A 14,478-nucleotide genomic window follows, 5' to 3' on the forward strand; every position below is an offset into this window, starting at 1 on the left:
AATTATTCAAACAATATTTGGAATTAAATTTCCATCAAAACACACATTGAAATTTAGTTCCATAAAATTAACGCCATGGAATCATTATTTCTCGACGACACCGACCTTCAACTGCTGAACGCCCTGCAAGACGATGCCACGGCCAGCAATCAGGCCCTGGCCGCAGCGGTTCGCGTGTCGCCTCCCACCTGCCTTCGCCGGGTCAAGCGCCTGCGCGAGGCGGGCCTGATCGAGCGGGAGGTGGCCCTGGTCCAGCCCGATGCCCTGGCGCGGCACCTGGGCCACGGCATCACCGCGATCGTGGAAGTGACGCTGGACCGGCAGGACACCGAACGCCTGGCAGCCTTCGAGCAGCGCATGCAGCCGGAAGCCGCGGTGCAGCAGTGCTACCGCGTCTCGCCGGGGCCCGATTTCATCCTGGTAATCTACGCACAGGACATCCCGGGCTATCTGACCCTGGCCCAGCGCCTGTTTTCCAGCGACGGCAACGTGCGCAACGTGAAGGCCTTCTTCAGCCTCAAGCGCAGCAAATTCGAGCCGAAGCTGCCGTGCGTGCGTCCGGAGAGCCTGCCCCCCCGCACGCCATGAGCCGCCGGACGGGCGCGGTGGCCATCGCCGCGCTCAGCTGGCAGCGGCGTCCGGACCAGCCGTCCCCGCGGCCGGCAATTGCAGGCACACGGTGCAGCCTTGGTGGGGCGCTGCACTGATGCCAATGGTGCCGCCCATGCGCGCCACCAGGCGCCGGCACCGCGCGAGCCCCAGGCCCAGGCCCTCGAACTGGCTCGCCGGATGCAGCCGCTGGAACACCTGGAACAACTGCCCCGCCTGCGCGGCAGGAAAGCCGGCGCCGTTGTCCTGCACCGTGATGTCCACCCGATTGCCGGGTGCCGGCCGCACCTGCACGGCGATGCGTGGCGGCTGGGCCCCGCGCGAGAACTTGAGGGCGTTGTCCAACAAGGCCACCAACACCTCCTGCAGCCAGCCCGCGTCCGCCCACAGCACGGGCCAGGCCTCGGCCGCGGGCAGATCCCAATGCACGGTGTCGATCCAGGCGCTGGCCACCCCCTCCCCGGAAGAGGTGGGCTCCTTCGCGGCCACGCTTTTTTTCAGCGCAGGTGCCGCAGCGGCGGCCGTCCGCGCCGCAGCCACCGCGCTCTGCAGCACCGGGCCCAGCGCGACCGGGCCCGGCGTGGCAGGGGCTGAGCCGATGCGCCCCAGCTGGATCAGCCCGTCGATCATGCTGCCGAGCTGCTGGCCTGCCTGTGCGATGGTGTCCAGAAACTGCAACGCCTCGGGATCGGCATTGCTCTGTGCGACGGTCTCCCGCACCAGCCGGCCGTAGGCGAGGATGTGGCGCACGGGCGCGCGCAGGTCGTGCGACACGGCCCGCAGGAACGCCTCCTGCTCCTGCCGCGCCGCGTCCAGTTCCGCGCGCAGGCGCGCCACTTCATCGGCCTGCGCTTGTTGACCCCGTTCGTCGCCGGGCAGATCACCGAGCCCGTCCATGGCTCAGGCCTTGGGCAGCTTGGCGGGCCGTTTCCAGTTTTCGATGGTCACCTGCCGGCCGCGCGCCACGCTCAAGGCGCCCGGCGGGGCGTCCTTCGTGATGGTGGAGCCGCCGGCGACCGTGCCCCCGGCACCGATGGTGACGGGCGCCACCAGCACGCTGTTGCTGCCGATGTGCACGTCGGCCTCGATGACGGTGCGGAACTTGTTGGCCCCGTCGTAATTGGCCGTGATGCTGCCCGCGCCGTAGTTCACGCGCTCGCCCACCGTGGCATCGCCCAGATAGGCCAGGTGGTTGGCCTTGGCGCCATCGGCCAGCGTGGAGTTCTTCACTTCGACGAAGTTGCCGATGTGCACCTCCCGGCCCAGTTGGGCACCCGGGCGCAGGCGGGCGAAAGGCCCGATGAGGGCGCCCGGGCCGACCTGCACGCCGGCTTTCTCGCCGTCGATGTGGGTGTAGGGGTGGACCACCGCGCCCGCCGCGATGGTGGCATTGGCGATGCAGCAGTGCGCACCGATCTGCACGCCCTCGCCCAGCTCCACGTGGCCGGTGAAGACGCAGTTCACGTCGATCTCCACGTCCTGCCCGCAGACCAGCCGGCCCCGGACCCCGATGCGGGCATCGTCGCGCAGATCGAAGCGCGCCGGGTCGGCCAGGCGCACGCCCTGCTCCATCAGCGCCGCGGCCTGACGGGCCTGGTGCGCGCGCTCCAGCTCCGCCAATTGCAGTGGGCTGTTCACGCCCGCCACCTGCAATGCGTCGGTGATGCGATGGGCCACCACCGGCACCCCATCGGCCACGGCCATGGCGACGATGTCGGTCAGGTAGTACTCGCACTGGGCGTTGTCGTTGCGCAGCCGGGCGAGCCAGCCGGCCAGCCGTTGCGCCGGCACGGCCATGATGCCGCTGTACACCTCGGTGATGGCGCGCTGGGCCTCGCTCGCGTCCTTGTGCTCCACGATGCCCTGCACCGCACCGGCGGCATCGCGCACGATGCGGCCGTAGCCGGCCGGGTCGGGCAGCGTCACGGTCAGCAGCGCGAGCCGCTCCCGCGCCGAGGCTTCCACCAGCGCATGCAAGGTGGCGGCCTGGGTCAGGGGCACGTCGCCCGACAGCACGACCACGGTGCCGTCACCCGCCAGCGCGGGCATCGCCTGCTGCACGGCATGGCCGGTGCCGAGCTGCGGCTCCTGGCGGGCGAACTTCAATTCGAAACCGGCGCCGGAATCACCCCCCGGACCGCCGGCGACGGCGGCCTCCACTTGGTCAGCGCCATGGCCAGTGATGACCACCACGCGCCGGGCCCGCAGGCTGGACGCCTGGTCCAGCACATGGCGCAGCAGCGGGCGACCCGCCAGGCGCTGCAGGACCTTGGGGGTGCGGCTTTTCATGCGCGTGCCTTTGCCCGCCGCCATGATGATGATGTCCAGTGCTGTCATGAAAGGGTCCGTTCGGTTGCGGCCGCGCGGCACGGCGACCGGCGTCCCAGGGGAATCTGCCGATTATCGGCGCCCTGCCGCGCCCGCCAGGGGTTTTAAGATTGCTACAAAATTAATAGCAATATGCCCTAGTACTTATTGCACTGGAGGCCGATTTCACCCAAAGCCTAGAGCAGGGGTACCGGCCGGGGGATGGCGTCGTAATACTCGGCGATGCGGGCCAGCGCGCGCGGATTGATGATGCGCAGCCGCCCATCGGCGATCTCGTGCAGACCCAGTTGCGCCAAGCGCCGCAGCGTCTTGTTGGTGTGCACGAGCGACAGCCCGAGCGAGTCGGCGATGTGTTGCTGGGTGATGGGGAATTCGACGGTGCCGTTCTCGGACAGCCCCAGGCGGTCGAGCCGGCGGTACAAGTGCATGAGCAGCATGGCCACGCGCTCGGTGGCATTGCGACGGCCGGTGGTGAGCAGGTTGTCGTCCACCATGCCTTCGCCGCGCGCCGCGAGCCAGGTCACGTCGTAGCCCAGCCGGCCATGGTCGCGAAACAGCGACCACAGCCCGTCGGCCGGGAACACGCAGAACGCGCAAGGGGTGACAGCCTCCACGCCGTGCATCGCGGTGTCGCCGAACTCCTGCTGCAGCCCCACCAGGTCGCCCGGCAGCAGGAAGTTGAGGATCTGGCGCCGCCCATCCGACAGCGTCTTGTAGCGGAATGCCCAACCGGTGTAGAGCGTGTAGAGCTTGCCGTTGGGTTGGTGCTCGCGGATCAGCGTGCCCCCAGCCGCCACGGTGGCGGTGCCGCAGCGGAACTGGTCGATGAACTGCAGCTCCTGCGGCGATACCGGAGTGAAAGCGGAAGGAGTGTTGCGCAACCGGCAGGCATCGCAATGGCGCGGAATGGCGTGCGCCAGGGATTCAGAAGCAAAGTCCACGCTCATAAAGGCGAATCGGTGAGAACTGGTGGGCGGCGATTCTAGGCACACCAGGGTACTCCTCCCTATGTCTTTTGACACTGTGCACGGCACGCCACAGACCTTGCGCCGGCGCACCAGCGCCGATTGACTTTCTCCCCCGCTGGGAGATCTTTCATCAGCCTGCCGACCGGCCCTGAAATGTCAAACGGGCCGGGAGCTTTGACAGCTTCCGGCCCGCCTTCAGCGCCACCGCGCCAGTTTCTTGCCGCCTCGCTGCGATTCCCTGGGGGAACGGCAGCAAGACGGACTTCAGGCGCAGCAGGCCTCGCCTTGCGTGGAGCGGGCCTTCAAGGCACTGTCCGCATGGCGCACCACCGCCGAAGCGCTGAAGCGGTACTGCACGGCATCGCGGCCCAGGGGCTCGATGACGGCGTGCTGGCCGGCCGCCACCCACAAGGTCTGGCCGGCATTGAGAAAGACGTCGCCGGCTGCCACGTCGCGTTCACCGTTCGGGCCGTCGTCGAGCGTGACCCAGGCATGGCCGGACATCACGCGCAGGGCCATCGGCACACGGGGGCGCAGGCTGTGGGCATTGCCGATGGCCAGCATGCAAATGTCTTTCGCCTCTCCGCGAGGCAAGACAGCGGATTGTTGAAAATTCAGAACATTTGAAGCGGTCATTTCTTTCTCCTGGAAAACCCTAGCAGTGTGCCTATCATGCGTCTGGCAATGTGGCACCGTCCAATGAAAACGCCCCAGGCGATTCATGCCGGAACCACATCAATGCAAAAGACCTCCCTGATCTATTCGCATTGCGCATCAATGCAGGTCCGAGGTGCAGTCGTCGGCGCCCAACGGCCTGCTCCCGCCCACTGCAGCAGCCCTTTCACGAGCCGGGCCCCAGCCCACGCCGCCCCGCGCAAAGCCCCCACCAAGTCCGCCCAAGGCGCTACGACGCCCCGCGACCAGGCCTCGGACTGCACCGCCGGCACTGGCAGGGCAACCGGATCCCAGCGAAATTGCACGCCTTCGGCCAGCACGCCACCCGAAAGCGCGGCCCGACCGCCGTGCCATGGCTCGATGACGGCATGGACCCCGGGCTCGAGCATCTGCTCATCGCCTTCGCCGAGGAACCAGTCGCCGGGCAATGCGCCCTTGCCGCCTGTCACCGTGAGCCAGACACCGCCGCGCTCGATGCGCAGCCGCGACCGCTGGGTGGGATACAAACCCAAGGCGCGGCGTGGGGGCAAAATCCAGCAACCCGCCATCGTCCGGGCCGACGCAGCGCCCGCCCGGGATTGTTGCGATTCCAGAACGGAAGGGTTTGACATGGAGTGCTCCTTGCATGAATTTCGGTGTTGACAGGACTGGATATTCGGCTCACCACCCCCATCCGGTCCAATGAAAAGCCGGAGATAATTTGATTCCCAAGCCTCATCAATCCCAGCCATGAATCTGCCTGCCCCCATCACCCACTTGCGCACCCGGCCAGTGGCGGTCGGCCACTGGCGCGCCTTTCTCGCGGTGGCCCGCCACCTGAACTTCCGGGCGGCCGCGGAAGAGCTATCGCTTACCCAGTCGGCGGTCAGCCGCCAGATCCAGGCGCTGGAAGAAGAAGTGGGCGTGCCGCTGTTTCTGCGCCACACCCGGGCGGTGGAGCTGACCAGCGCCGGCGCGCAGCTGCAGCGGGCCGTCGCCCCGGCTCTTGAACGCATGGATGCCTGCGTGCGGCTGGTGCGGCAGACCGCGGGCCGCAAAAGCGTGGCCATCACCACCTGGGCCAGCTTCGCCTCGATGTGGCTCATTCCCCGCATGGAAGAGTTCCAGCGCGAAAACCCCGACATCGACATCCGCATCGACGCGAGCGATGTGGCCGTGGACCTGGAAACCGCCGACGTGGACCTGGCCCTGCGCTACAGCCTGCCCAGCGCCAACATGAGCGGCTCGCAGCGCCTGTTCGGCGAGCAGCTGGCCGTGGTGGCGAGCCCCTGGCTCATCAAGAGCAATCCGCCCATCCGCGGGCCCGCGGACGTGGCGCGCTTCACGCTCATCGAAGCGGGCGATGCGCACCGCACCATGCACCTTGAATGGCTCACCTGGCGCCGCTGGTTCGAACTTAACGGGCAGGAAAAGCTGCAGCCCAAGCGCTGGCTGTACTTCAATTACGCCCATCAGATCGTGCAGGCCACGCTCACCGGCCAGGGCCTGGCCCTGGCGCGCATGCCGCTCATCGCCGACGCGCTGGCGTCGGGCGATCTGGTGGAAGTGCTGCCGGGCTACCGGCTCGATTCACCGCTGGCGTACTGGCTGCTGGTGGGGCCGCGCAGCGGGCAGCGGCCGGAAATCCGGGCGTTCTGCGCCTGGCTCACCCTGCAGGCACAGGCCACGCGCGAGGCCATCGGCGACGTGCCTGACCCCGACCTGAGCGACAACCTGGACTGACGCGCGTGCGGCGCGTGCAGCGTTCAGGCGCTGAGCGTGACCCGCGCGAACTTGCGCTTGCCCACCTGGAGCACGTAAGTGCCCGCTTCCAGCTTGAGCCCCTTGTCGCTGACGACACCGCCGTCCACCCGCACGCCACCACCATCGATCAGGCGGCTGGCCTCGCTGCCGGAAGGCGCCAGATTGGCCTGGCGCAGCAACGCGCCAATGCCCAGCGGCGCCCCGGCCAGGGCCACCTCGGGAATCTCGTCGGGCACCCCGCCCTTGCTGCGGTTGATGAAGTCCGCTTCGGCCGCATCGGCGGCCGCCGCGCTGTGAAAGCGCGCGGTGATCTCCTTGGCGAGCATCACCTTGGCGTCCTTGGGGTTGCGGCCGGCCTCCACCTCGGCCTTGAGCGCGGCGATCTCGGCGAGGGACTTGAACGACAGCAGCGTGTACCAGTCCCACATCAGCGTGTCGGAGATGGACAGCACCTTGGCGAACATGGTGTTGGCGTCTTCCGCAATGCCGATGTAGTTGTTCTTGGATTTCGACATCTTGTCGACGCCGTCCAGACCCACCAGCAGCGGCATGGTGAGCACGCACTGCGGTTCCTGGCCGTACTCCTGCTGGAGATGGCGACCCATCAGCAGGTTGAACTTCTGGTCGGTACCGCCCAGTTCCAGGTCGCTCTTCAACGCCACCGAGTCGTAGCCCTGCATGAGCGGGTAGAGGAATTCGTGCACGCTGATCGACTGCCCGGTCGAAAAGCGCTTGTGGAAATCGTCGCGCTCCATCATGCGCGCGACCGTGTACTTGGCGGCGAGCTGGATCATGCCGGTCGCGCCCAGCGGCTCGCTCCATTCGCTGTTGTAGCGGATCTCCGTCTTGGCCGGGTCCAGCACCATGCTGGCCTGGCGGTAGTAGGTCTCGGCATTGGCCTTGATCTGCTCGGAGGTGAGGGGCGGCCGGGTGCTGTTGCGGCCGGAGGGGTCGCCGATCAGGCTGGTGAAGTCGCCGATCAGGAAGATCACCTGGTGCCCCAGGTCCTGCAACTGGCGCATCTTGTTGAGCACCACGGTGTGTCCGATGTGGATGTCCGGCGCCGTCGGGTCCAGCCCCAGTTTGATGCGCAGCGGCACGCCGGTCGCCTCGGAGCGTGCCAGCTTCTTCGTCCATTCGTCGCGGGGCAGCAATTCGTCAGCGCCCCGCAGCGATACCTCAAGCGCCCGTCCTACACCATCGGTGATTGGGAATGTTGTAACAGCAGATTGATTCATAAGGGTTTTTTTGGGGGTTTCCGGGGCGCTCGTCGTTATACTCCGGCCCACATTTGCAGTGGCGGATTCTAGTGGTCCTGCCGGTTCGGACCTTGCACCGAATGGCTGCAGCCTGACCTAAGCTCGTGCGTTCCGCCCCCACCCGGCCCGAACGCACCTCACCCTGGGGTAAGACACTTTGAACAATGGCTTGACATCCGCCAGCCTCGCACTGCTGGACCGGCTATCGCGCATCGCCCAGACCCATCCCAAACGCATCACCGCCGCCATCGCAACGCTGTTGTTGACGGGCGGCGGCGGCGCTTTCGCCGTCGCCTCCTTCGCGCCGGACCCCGCCGACCTGCCCCGCAGCACGGTCGAATACGCGGTGGATTCGCTGGCCAGCGACCAGTCCCTGCCAGCGCTGGTGGACATTCCCAACTATTCCCTCTACCGCTCGGACCTGACCCGCAGCAGCGACACCGCCGAAGCCATCCTGCAGCGCCTGGGTGTGGCGGACCCGGCGGCCGCCGCCTTCCTGCGCAGCGACGGCCAGGTGCGCCAGACCCTGCTGGGTCGCTCGGGCCGGTCCGTATCGGCAGAAACCACGGACGATCACCGCCTCATCAGCCTCACAGCGCGCTGGGTCCAGGACGACAGCGGCAATTTCCGCCGGCTGGTCGTGCAGCGCAAGGGCAACGAATTCACCTCGCGCGTCGAGACGGCGCCGCTCACCGTGGGCACGCGGCTGGCCGGCGGCATCATCCGCAGTTCGCTGTTCGCCGCGACCGACGCTTCCAACATTCCCGATGCCGTGGCGACGCAGATCGCCGAAGTGTTTGCGAGCAACATCGATTTCCACCGTGCCCTGCGCAAGGACGACCGGTTCTCGGTGGTCTACGAAACGCTCGAAGCCGATGGCGAGCCGCTGCGCAGCGGCCGCGTGCTGAGCGCGGAATTCCACAACAACGGCAAGACGCACGACGCCGTCTGGTTCCAGGACACGCCCGCCTCCAAGGGCGCCTACTACACGCTGGACGGCGAGAGCATGCGCCGCGCCTACCTCACCTCGCCGGTGGAGTTCTCGCGCATCTCGAGCGGCTTCAAGATGCGCTTTCATCCCATCCTGCAAAAATGGCGCGCCCACCTGGGCACCGACTTCGCAGCGCCCACCGGCACGGCCGTGCGCACCGTGGGCGATGGCACGGTCGATTTCGCCGGGGTGCAGAACGGCTATGGCAACGTCATCTACGTCAAGCACCGCAACCAGCACGTCACCGTGTATGCCCACCTGAGCCGCATCGACGTGCGCAAGGGCCAGAGCGTGGAGCAGGGACAGACCATCGGCGCCGTCGGCGCGACGGGCTGGGCCACCGGCCCTCACCTGCACTTCGAGTTCCGCGTGGATGGCCAGCACCAGGACCCCATGGTGATCGCCCAGCAAAGCGAAGCCGCCACGCCGGTGTCCAGCGCCTCGCGCGCAGCCTTCAACCGCCTGGCATCGAACATGCGCATCCAGTTGTCGGCCGCCGCCCAGGTGCAGCAAGCCAGCGCCCAGTAAGCGCGCTGCGCGTTCCGGCCCCATGCCAGCGCTGTACATTGGGCTCATGTCGGGCACCTCGCTCGACGGAGTCGACGGGGTGTTGGCAGACTTCTCCGAGCAAAAATGCAAGGTCGCGCAATATGCATGTGCGCCCTTTGCTCCTGATTTAAGAGCAGAGCTGCTCGCACTCAACACACCCGGTGCCGACGAACTGCACCGCGCGGCGCTGGCCGGAAACGCATTGGCGCGCGCCTATGCCGGCGTGGTGCACACGCTTTTGAGACAGGCCGGCCTGCCGCCCTCCGCCGTTCGCGCCATCGGCGCCCACGGGCAGACGGTGCGCCACCGCCCCCAGACTTTTGACGGCACCGGCTACACACTGCAACTGGGCAACGCCGCCCTGCTGGCCGAATCGACGGGCATCGACGTGGTGGCCGACTTCCGCAGCCGCGACGTGGCGGCAGGCGGCCAGGGTGCACCGCTGGTACCGGCGTTTCACCAGGGGGTGTTCGGCCAGTCCGGCCGGACAGTCTGCGTATTGAACATCGGCGGCATCTCCAACCTCAGCGTGCTGGGTGCACAGGGTGCGGTGCTGGGATTCGATTGCGGGCCCGGCAACGCGCTGATGGACCACTGGTGCCAGCAGCACACGGGCCAACCGTTCGACCGCGACGGTGCCTGGGCGGCCAGCGGGCAGGTCCTGCCCGCACTGCTCGGCACACTGCGGTCCGAGCCGTATCTGTCGCAGCCACCGCCCAAAAGCACAGGACGTGACCTTTTCAACCCCACCTGGCTGGAAGGGCACCTGCCGGCGTTCGCATCGGCCGCCCCGGCCGATGTCCAGGCCACGCTGACCGAATTCACGGCCAGTGTCTGCGCCGATGGCGTTCGCCGTTTCGGCAACGGCGACAGCCCGTTGATCGTGTGCGGCGGTGGCGCCCTCAACAGCCACCTCATGCGTCGATTGCAGGCGCTTGCGCCCGGGGCCGCCGTATCGGCTTCCGACGAGCACGGCATGCCGGGCCTGCAGGTGGAAGCCGCCGCCTTCGCCTGGCTGGCCCACCGAGCCGTGGAGCGGCGCAGCGGCAATCTGGCCAGCGTCACCGGCGCGGCGGGGCCGCGCATCCTGGGCGCGATCTACCCCGCCTGATGGCTCAGACGTGCTCCGGCACGTCGGGCACATCGTCCGCAGCCGCGCCGCTTTCGGAGTCGCGTGGAGACAACTGCCAGAAGATGCCTGCCGAGGCGATGGTCACCAGCCCCATGCAGGCGAATGTGCCCTGGAAGGTCCACAGCGTCTGCTGCGCGCCCCCGCTCCCGAAGTGGCCAGTGAATGCCGAGAGCACCCCGCCCGCGGCGGCCACCCCCATGCCCATGGCCACCATCTGCACCATCGACAGCAGGCTGTTGCCGCTGCTGGCCATGCCCTGGTTCAAGTCCTTGAGCGTGACCGTGTTCATCGCCGTGAATTGCAGCGAATTCACCGCGCCGAAGATCGCCAGTTGCACGATGTGCCACCACAGCGGCTGCGAGGGGGTCGAGAGGGCAAAACTCGCCATCGTGATCCCCACCATCAGCGTGTTGCCCACCAGCACGCGGCGGTAGCCGAACCGCGTGATCAATGGCGTCGTGAAACGCTTCATCGACATCCCTGCCAATGCGACCGGCAGCATCATCAGTCCGGCATGCAGGGGGGTGTAGCCCATCGTCACCTGCAGCATCAGGGGGATGAGGAAGGGCATGCACGAGCTGCCCAGCCGCGAAAACAGGTTGCCCAGCAGCCCGATGCGCAGCGTGGCCACCGAGAACAGCCGTGGCGAGAACAGCGGGTTCGGTTTGCGTGCCGCATGGAGCCAGTATGCCACCAGGCTCGCCAGCCCGAAAATCAGCAGCACGAGCACACTCGCCTGCCGCAGCCCCAGGCTCGACAGTCCATCCAGCGCCAGAGACAGCGCCGCCATGCCGAAGGCCAGCATGAGATAGCCCGCCAGGTCGAAGCGGGCCACCGGGGCGCCGGGCACGGCCGGCATGTACCGCAGCGTCGCCAGGCACCCGATCAGGCCGACCGGCACGTTGATCAGGAAGATCCAGTGCCACGATGCCACCTCCACCAACCAGCCACCCAGCGTGGGACCGATCAGCGGCCCGATGAGGCCGGGGATCGCCACGAAGCTCATGGCCTGCAGAAACTTCTCACGCGGAAAGGTGCGCAGCACCACCAGCCGCCCCACCGGCAGCAACAGCGCTCCGCCCAGGGCCTGCAACACCCGCGCCGCCACCAATTGGTCCAGCCGGCTCGACACAGCGCAAAGCACCGATCCCACGACGAACAGCACGATGGCGCTCAAATACACGCGCCGTGCGCCGAAGCGGTCGGCCACCCAGCCCGATGCCGGGATCAGCAGCGCCATGGACAGCGAATACGCCACCACGACCGATTGCATGCGCAGCGGACTTTCCCCCAGGCTGCGCGCCATGGTGGGCAGGGCCGTGTTGACGATGGTGGCGTCCAGCGTCTGCATGAAGAACCCGACGGCCACCAGCCACAGCAGGATTTGAAGGGAGCGCTCTTGTTGCATGCCGTTTCGATCAACGGCGGTGAGGTGTTCCGCCGCACATGCCCAGCAAAAAGCCGCCCGAAGGCGGCTTTTGAGTCAGGCGAAAAATCGCGCCATCAGGCGGAGAAGCTCGATCCGCAGCCACAGGTAGTGGTCGCATTCGGGTTCTTGATGACGAACTGGGCGCCCTGCAGGTCTTCCTTGTAGTCGATTTCGGCACCGACCAGATACTGGTAGCTCATGGCATCGATGAGCAGCGAGACGCCGTTTTTGGTCATAGTGGTGTCGTCTTCGTTCGTGATTTCATCGAACGTGAAGCCGTACTGGAAGCCCGAGCATCCGCCGCCCTGGACGAACACACGCAATTTCAGGTCGGGGTTGCCTTCTTCGGCAATCAGGTCAGCCACCTTGGCCGCCGCGCTGTCGGTGAACAGGATCGGGGCGGGCATTTCGGTCTGGATGTTTTCGGCTACGGCGCTCATGGAGTGCTCCTTCGGGAGGGTTTGCCGTCGATGGTACTGCAATGCCCCTCGAATGTGGGTCAGCTGGCGTTTGACGCCAACTTCAGTGTGGGTTTTTCCTCGACCAGCACGGTCGATGGGCTCATCTGTCCCGATATCGTGGCGCCTTGGTGCATTTCAAGCGATTTGTAGTGCACGTTGCCGGTGATGCGGGCCTTGGGCTGCAATTCCAGCAGTTCTGCGGCATGCACCGGTCCGAGCACCGTGCCGTTGACGATCACGTGGGCCGCGTGCACCGCGCCTTCGACCCGGGCGGACTCCGATATCACCAGAATGCTGGGCTGCTCGTCGCTGGCCCGCACGTCCCCTGCCACCTCGCCATCGATCCGCAGGCCCTCGGAAAACCGCACTTCGCCGTTGATGCGGGTGCCATGGGCAATCAGGCTCTTGATCGGGGGCTGCTTCTTGCGAGAGAACATGGAACACTCCAGTCGGTTGGCGCGGGAGGGAATGGCCCATTGCCGACGCCGCCACCGCCGCTATTCTTCGATGCTCAGGGTCTGGGTGGCACGCACCGCACTGCCCTCCAAGACCCGCGCGGTCACGGTTTTTACCACGGCATTGCCGGGCAAAGGCCACAACCCTTCCACCCGGCGGTACTGCTGGAACTGAAGGGGCTGCCCATCCGCAGACATCGCCTGTGTCCAGGGGCGTCCATCGCGCGTGCCTGCCAGCAGCAACTCCAGCCGCCCACGGAACTCCGGCGCATTGCGCACCGGCTGGATCACCAGCACCTGCCAGCGCAACTGATTGCCGCCGATCACGTCGGCCTGCAGTCCACGGATGCTGACGCCCTCGGTCTTGCCCGCAGGAATGAGTTTTTCGAAAAAGCCCAGATCGTCCCGAAGGGCGCGGTTGTCCGCCTCCAGCTGGCGCATCTGGGCCATCAGGCGATCCATCGTGGTGCGCTCTGCGGTCAGCAGCGTGCCGGTAGAACTCGACGTGTCCTTTTGCAGCCGCTGCTCCTCGCGCAACTGGGCCACCTCTTCGCGCAACCGCACCAGTTCGGCCCGGGAGCGGGAGTCCAGGCCTGCGATGCTCTTGCCGAACTCGAAGGCCCAGAGCGCCAGCGCGGCGCACAGGCCGAAGAAAATGGCCAGCAGCACCCAGCGAACAGGCCATGGCATCGCGCTGCGGACCGACACCCGCGGGGCACTGATGGTCAAACGGCGCCGTAGCAGCTTGAGTCGCATGTTTCCCTATCCAACAAATGGAGGAGCAGAAATGAAAAAACCGCCGGACAGGCGGTTTTCTGAAGCCGGAAAGCACCCGAGAGTGCTTTCGGCCGACTGACATACCCCTCTTGCAGCCTTTGTAAAGGCGCAGTACGGCATGGCAGTCTTTTGCAGCGGCGAAGCTTAACGCTTGGAGAACTGCTTGGCGCGGCGTGCAGAACGCAGACCGACCTTCTTACGTTCGACTTCACGTGCATCGCGGGTCACGAAGCCGGCTTGGCTCAGTGCGGGCTTCAGCGTTGCGTCGTAGTCGATCAGGGCGCGGGTGATGCCGTGGCGGGTGGCACCGGCTTGGCCGGATTCACCGCCGCCGTGCACGTTGACCTGGATGTCGAAGGTTTCGACATGGTTGGTCAGCGCGAGCGGCTGCTTGGCGATCATGATCGAGGTTTCGCGGCCGAAATACTGCTGAATGTCTTTGCCATTCACAGTGATCTTGCCGGAACCCTTCTTGAGAAACACGCGGGCGACGCTGGACTTGCGACGGCCGGTGCCATTGTTCCATTCACCAATCATCTCAAGGCTCCTTAGATTTCCAGCGCCTTGGGCTGCTGGGCGGTGTGGGGATGCTCAGCACCGCCATACACCTTGAGTTTCTTGATCATCGCGTAGCCCAGGGGACCCTTGGGCAGCATGCCTTTGACAGCCTTTTCCAGCGCGCGGCCGGGGTGCTTGGCTTGCATGTCGCGGAAGTTCGTGGCCGTGATACCGCCGGGATAGCCCGAATGGCGGTAGTACACCTTGTCCAGGGACTTGGTGCCGGTGACCTTGAGCTGAGCGGCGTTGATGATGACGATGAAGTCACCGGTATCGACGTGAGGCGTGTAAATGGCCTTGTGTTTGCCGCGCAAACGGAGAGCAACTTCGCTGGCTACTCGTCCGAGGACCTTGTCGGTCGCGTCAATCACAAACCACTCGTGCACGACCTCAGCGGGCTTTGCGCTGAAAGTAGACATGAGTTTCTCTTTTCAAAGAACGGGGGGTTTGTCGGTCCTTTTCCACGGTCGGTGCATCTCTGAAGGAAGCCTCTTAGGTGGTGTGAATGCTCCGCCGCGGGACCAAAAAAGCGCTGCGAAGCCCG

Annotated in this window: 16 protein-coding genes; 4 read left to right on the top strand and 12 right to left on the bottom strand. The window is 66.1% G+C overall.

Going from position 1 to position 14,478, the window contains the following annotated elements; all coding sequences use genetic code 11:
- The first annotated feature begins 75 nt into the window (after positions 1 to 75).
- A complete protein-coding gene (locus AVTE2539_RS21420; RefSeq protein WP_284413745.1) occupies positions 76 to 588 on the top strand; it encodes an Lrp/AsnC family transcriptional regulator in 513 nt (170 codons plus the stop codon).
- Between the two features lie 33 nt (positions 589 to 621).
- Here the strand turns inward: AVTE2539_RS21420 and AVTE2539_RS21425 are convergent, their stop codons facing one another.
- From AVTE2539_RS21425 to AVTE2539_RS21445, 5 genes are all read right to left on the bottom strand, one after another.
- Positions 622 to 1,506, bottom strand: a complete 885-nt coding sequence (locus tag AVTE2539_RS21425) for a sensor histidine kinase (protein WP_284413747.1) — start codon at positions 1,504 to 1,506, stop codon at positions 622 to 624.
- Between the two features lie 3 nt (positions 1,507 to 1,509).
- The gene (gene glmU / locus AVTE2539_RS21430) at positions 1,510 to 2,946 is read right to left on the bottom strand and encodes a bifunctional UDP-N-acetylglucosamine diphosphorylase/glucosamine-1-phosphate N-acetyltransferase GlmU (protein ID WP_284413749.1); all 1,437 of its coding nucleotides are present in this window, start codon (positions 2,944 to 2,946) and stop codon (positions 1,510 to 1,512) included.
- A gap of 167 nt (positions 2,947 to 3,113) precedes the next feature.
- A complete protein-coding gene (locus tag AVTE2539_RS21435) occupies positions 3,114 to 3,884 on the bottom strand; it encodes a Crp/Fnr family transcriptional regulator (protein ID WP_284413751.1) in 771 nt (256 codons plus the stop codon).
- A 285-nt stretch (positions 3,885 to 4,169) separates the two neighbouring features.
- Positions 4,170 to 4,469, bottom strand: coding sequence for a DUF2917 domain-containing protein (locus AVTE2539_RS21440; RefSeq protein WP_284413753.1), 300 nt, complete (start codon positions 4,467 to 4,469; stop codon positions 4,170 to 4,172).
- 194 nt (positions 4,470 to 4,663) lie between these two features.
- Positions 4,664 to 5,191 carry a DUF2917 domain-containing protein gene (locus tag AVTE2539_RS21445; protein WP_284413755.1) on the bottom strand — a complete coding sequence of 176 codons (528 nt, stop codon included), beginning with the start codon at positions 5,189 to 5,191 and terminating at the stop codon, positions 4,664 to 4,666.
- A 118-nt stretch (positions 5,192 to 5,309) separates the two neighbouring features.
- On the opposite strand from AVTE2539_RS21445, the gene AVTE2539_RS21450 reads away from it, so the two are divergent.
- The gene (locus AVTE2539_RS21450) at positions 5,310 to 6,302 is read left to right on the top strand and encodes a LysR substrate-binding domain-containing protein (protein WP_272565107.1); all 993 of its coding nucleotides are present in this window, start codon (positions 5,310 to 5,312) and stop codon (positions 6,300 to 6,302) included.
- A gap of 23 nt (positions 6,303 to 6,325) precedes the next feature.
- On the opposite strand, the gene tyrS is transcribed toward AVTE2539_RS21450, so the two are convergent.
- The gene (gene tyrS / locus AVTE2539_RS21455) at positions 6,326 to 7,561 is read right to left on the bottom strand and encodes a tyrosine--tRNA ligase (protein WP_284413758.1); all 1,236 of its coding nucleotides are present in this window, start codon (positions 7,559 to 7,561) and stop codon (positions 6,326 to 6,328) included.
- 178 nt (positions 7,562 to 7,739) lie between these two features.
- Between tyrS and AVTE2539_RS21460 the strand changes: the two genes are divergently transcribed.
- Both AVTE2539_RS21460 and AVTE2539_RS21465 read left to right on the top strand, forming a co-directional pair.
- On the top strand, positions 7,740 to 9,101 hold the full coding sequence (locus AVTE2539_RS21460; RefSeq protein ID WP_284413760.1) for a M23 family metallopeptidase: 1,362 nt from the start codon (positions 7,740 to 7,742) through the stop codon (positions 9,099 to 9,101).
- 22 nt (positions 9,102 to 9,123) lie between these two features.
- Positions 9,124 to 10,233: an anhydro-N-acetylmuramic acid kinase gene (locus AVTE2539_RS21465; protein WP_284413763.1), complete on the top strand. Its 1,110-nt coding sequence runs from the start codon at positions 9,124 to 9,126 to the stop codon at positions 10,231 to 10,233.
- Positions 10,234 to 10,237: 4 nt separating this feature from the next.
- On the opposite strand, the gene mdtD is transcribed toward AVTE2539_RS21465, so the two are convergent.
- From mdtD to rplM, 6 genes are all read right to left on the bottom strand, one after another.
- Positions 10,238 to 11,662 carry a multidrug transporter subunit MdtD gene (mdtD, locus tag AVTE2539_RS21470; RefSeq protein ID WP_284413764.1) on the bottom strand — a complete coding sequence of 475 codons (1,425 nt, stop codon included), beginning with the start codon at positions 11,660 to 11,662 and terminating at the stop codon, positions 10,238 to 10,240.
- A 95-nt stretch (positions 11,663 to 11,757) separates the two neighbouring features.
- Positions 11,758 to 12,123, bottom strand: coding sequence for an iron-sulfur cluster insertion protein ErpA (gene erpA / locus AVTE2539_RS21475; protein WP_008907234.1), 366 nt, complete (start codon positions 12,121 to 12,123; stop codon positions 11,758 to 11,760).
- 59 nt (positions 12,124 to 12,182) lie between these two features.
- Positions 12,183 to 12,581 (bottom strand): bactofilin family protein, encoded by a 399-nt coding sequence (locus AVTE2539_RS21480; RefSeq protein ID WP_272565112.1) that lies wholly within the window; start codon positions 12,579 to 12,581, stop codon positions 12,183 to 12,185.
- Positions 12,582 to 12,641: 60 nt separating this feature from the next.
- Entirely contained in the window at positions 12,642 to 13,355 is a 714-nt protein-coding gene (locus AVTE2539_RS21485; RefSeq protein WP_284413766.1) for a DUF6776 family protein, read from the bottom strand.
- A gap of 165 nt (positions 13,356 to 13,520) precedes the next feature.
- Complete coding sequence (gene rpsI, locus AVTE2539_RS21490; protein WP_092745279.1) at positions 13,521 to 13,913, bottom strand: 30S ribosomal protein S9; 393 nt, start codon at positions 13,911 to 13,913, stop codon at positions 13,521 to 13,523.
- A gap of 11 nt (positions 13,914 to 13,924) precedes the next feature.
- Positions 13,925 to 14,353 carry a 50S ribosomal protein L13 gene (rplM, locus tag AVTE2539_RS21495; RefSeq protein ID WP_092745280.1) on the bottom strand — a complete coding sequence of 143 codons (429 nt, stop codon included), beginning with the start codon at positions 14,351 to 14,353 and terminating at the stop codon, positions 13,925 to 13,927.
- Positions 14,354 to 14,478 lie beyond the last annotated feature (125 nt).

The organism is Acidovorax sp. SUPP2539, from assembly GCF_030158975.1.
Classification (GTDB): domain Bacteria; phylum Pseudomonadota; class Gammaproteobacteria; order Burkholderiales; family Burkholderiaceae_C; genus Paracidovorax.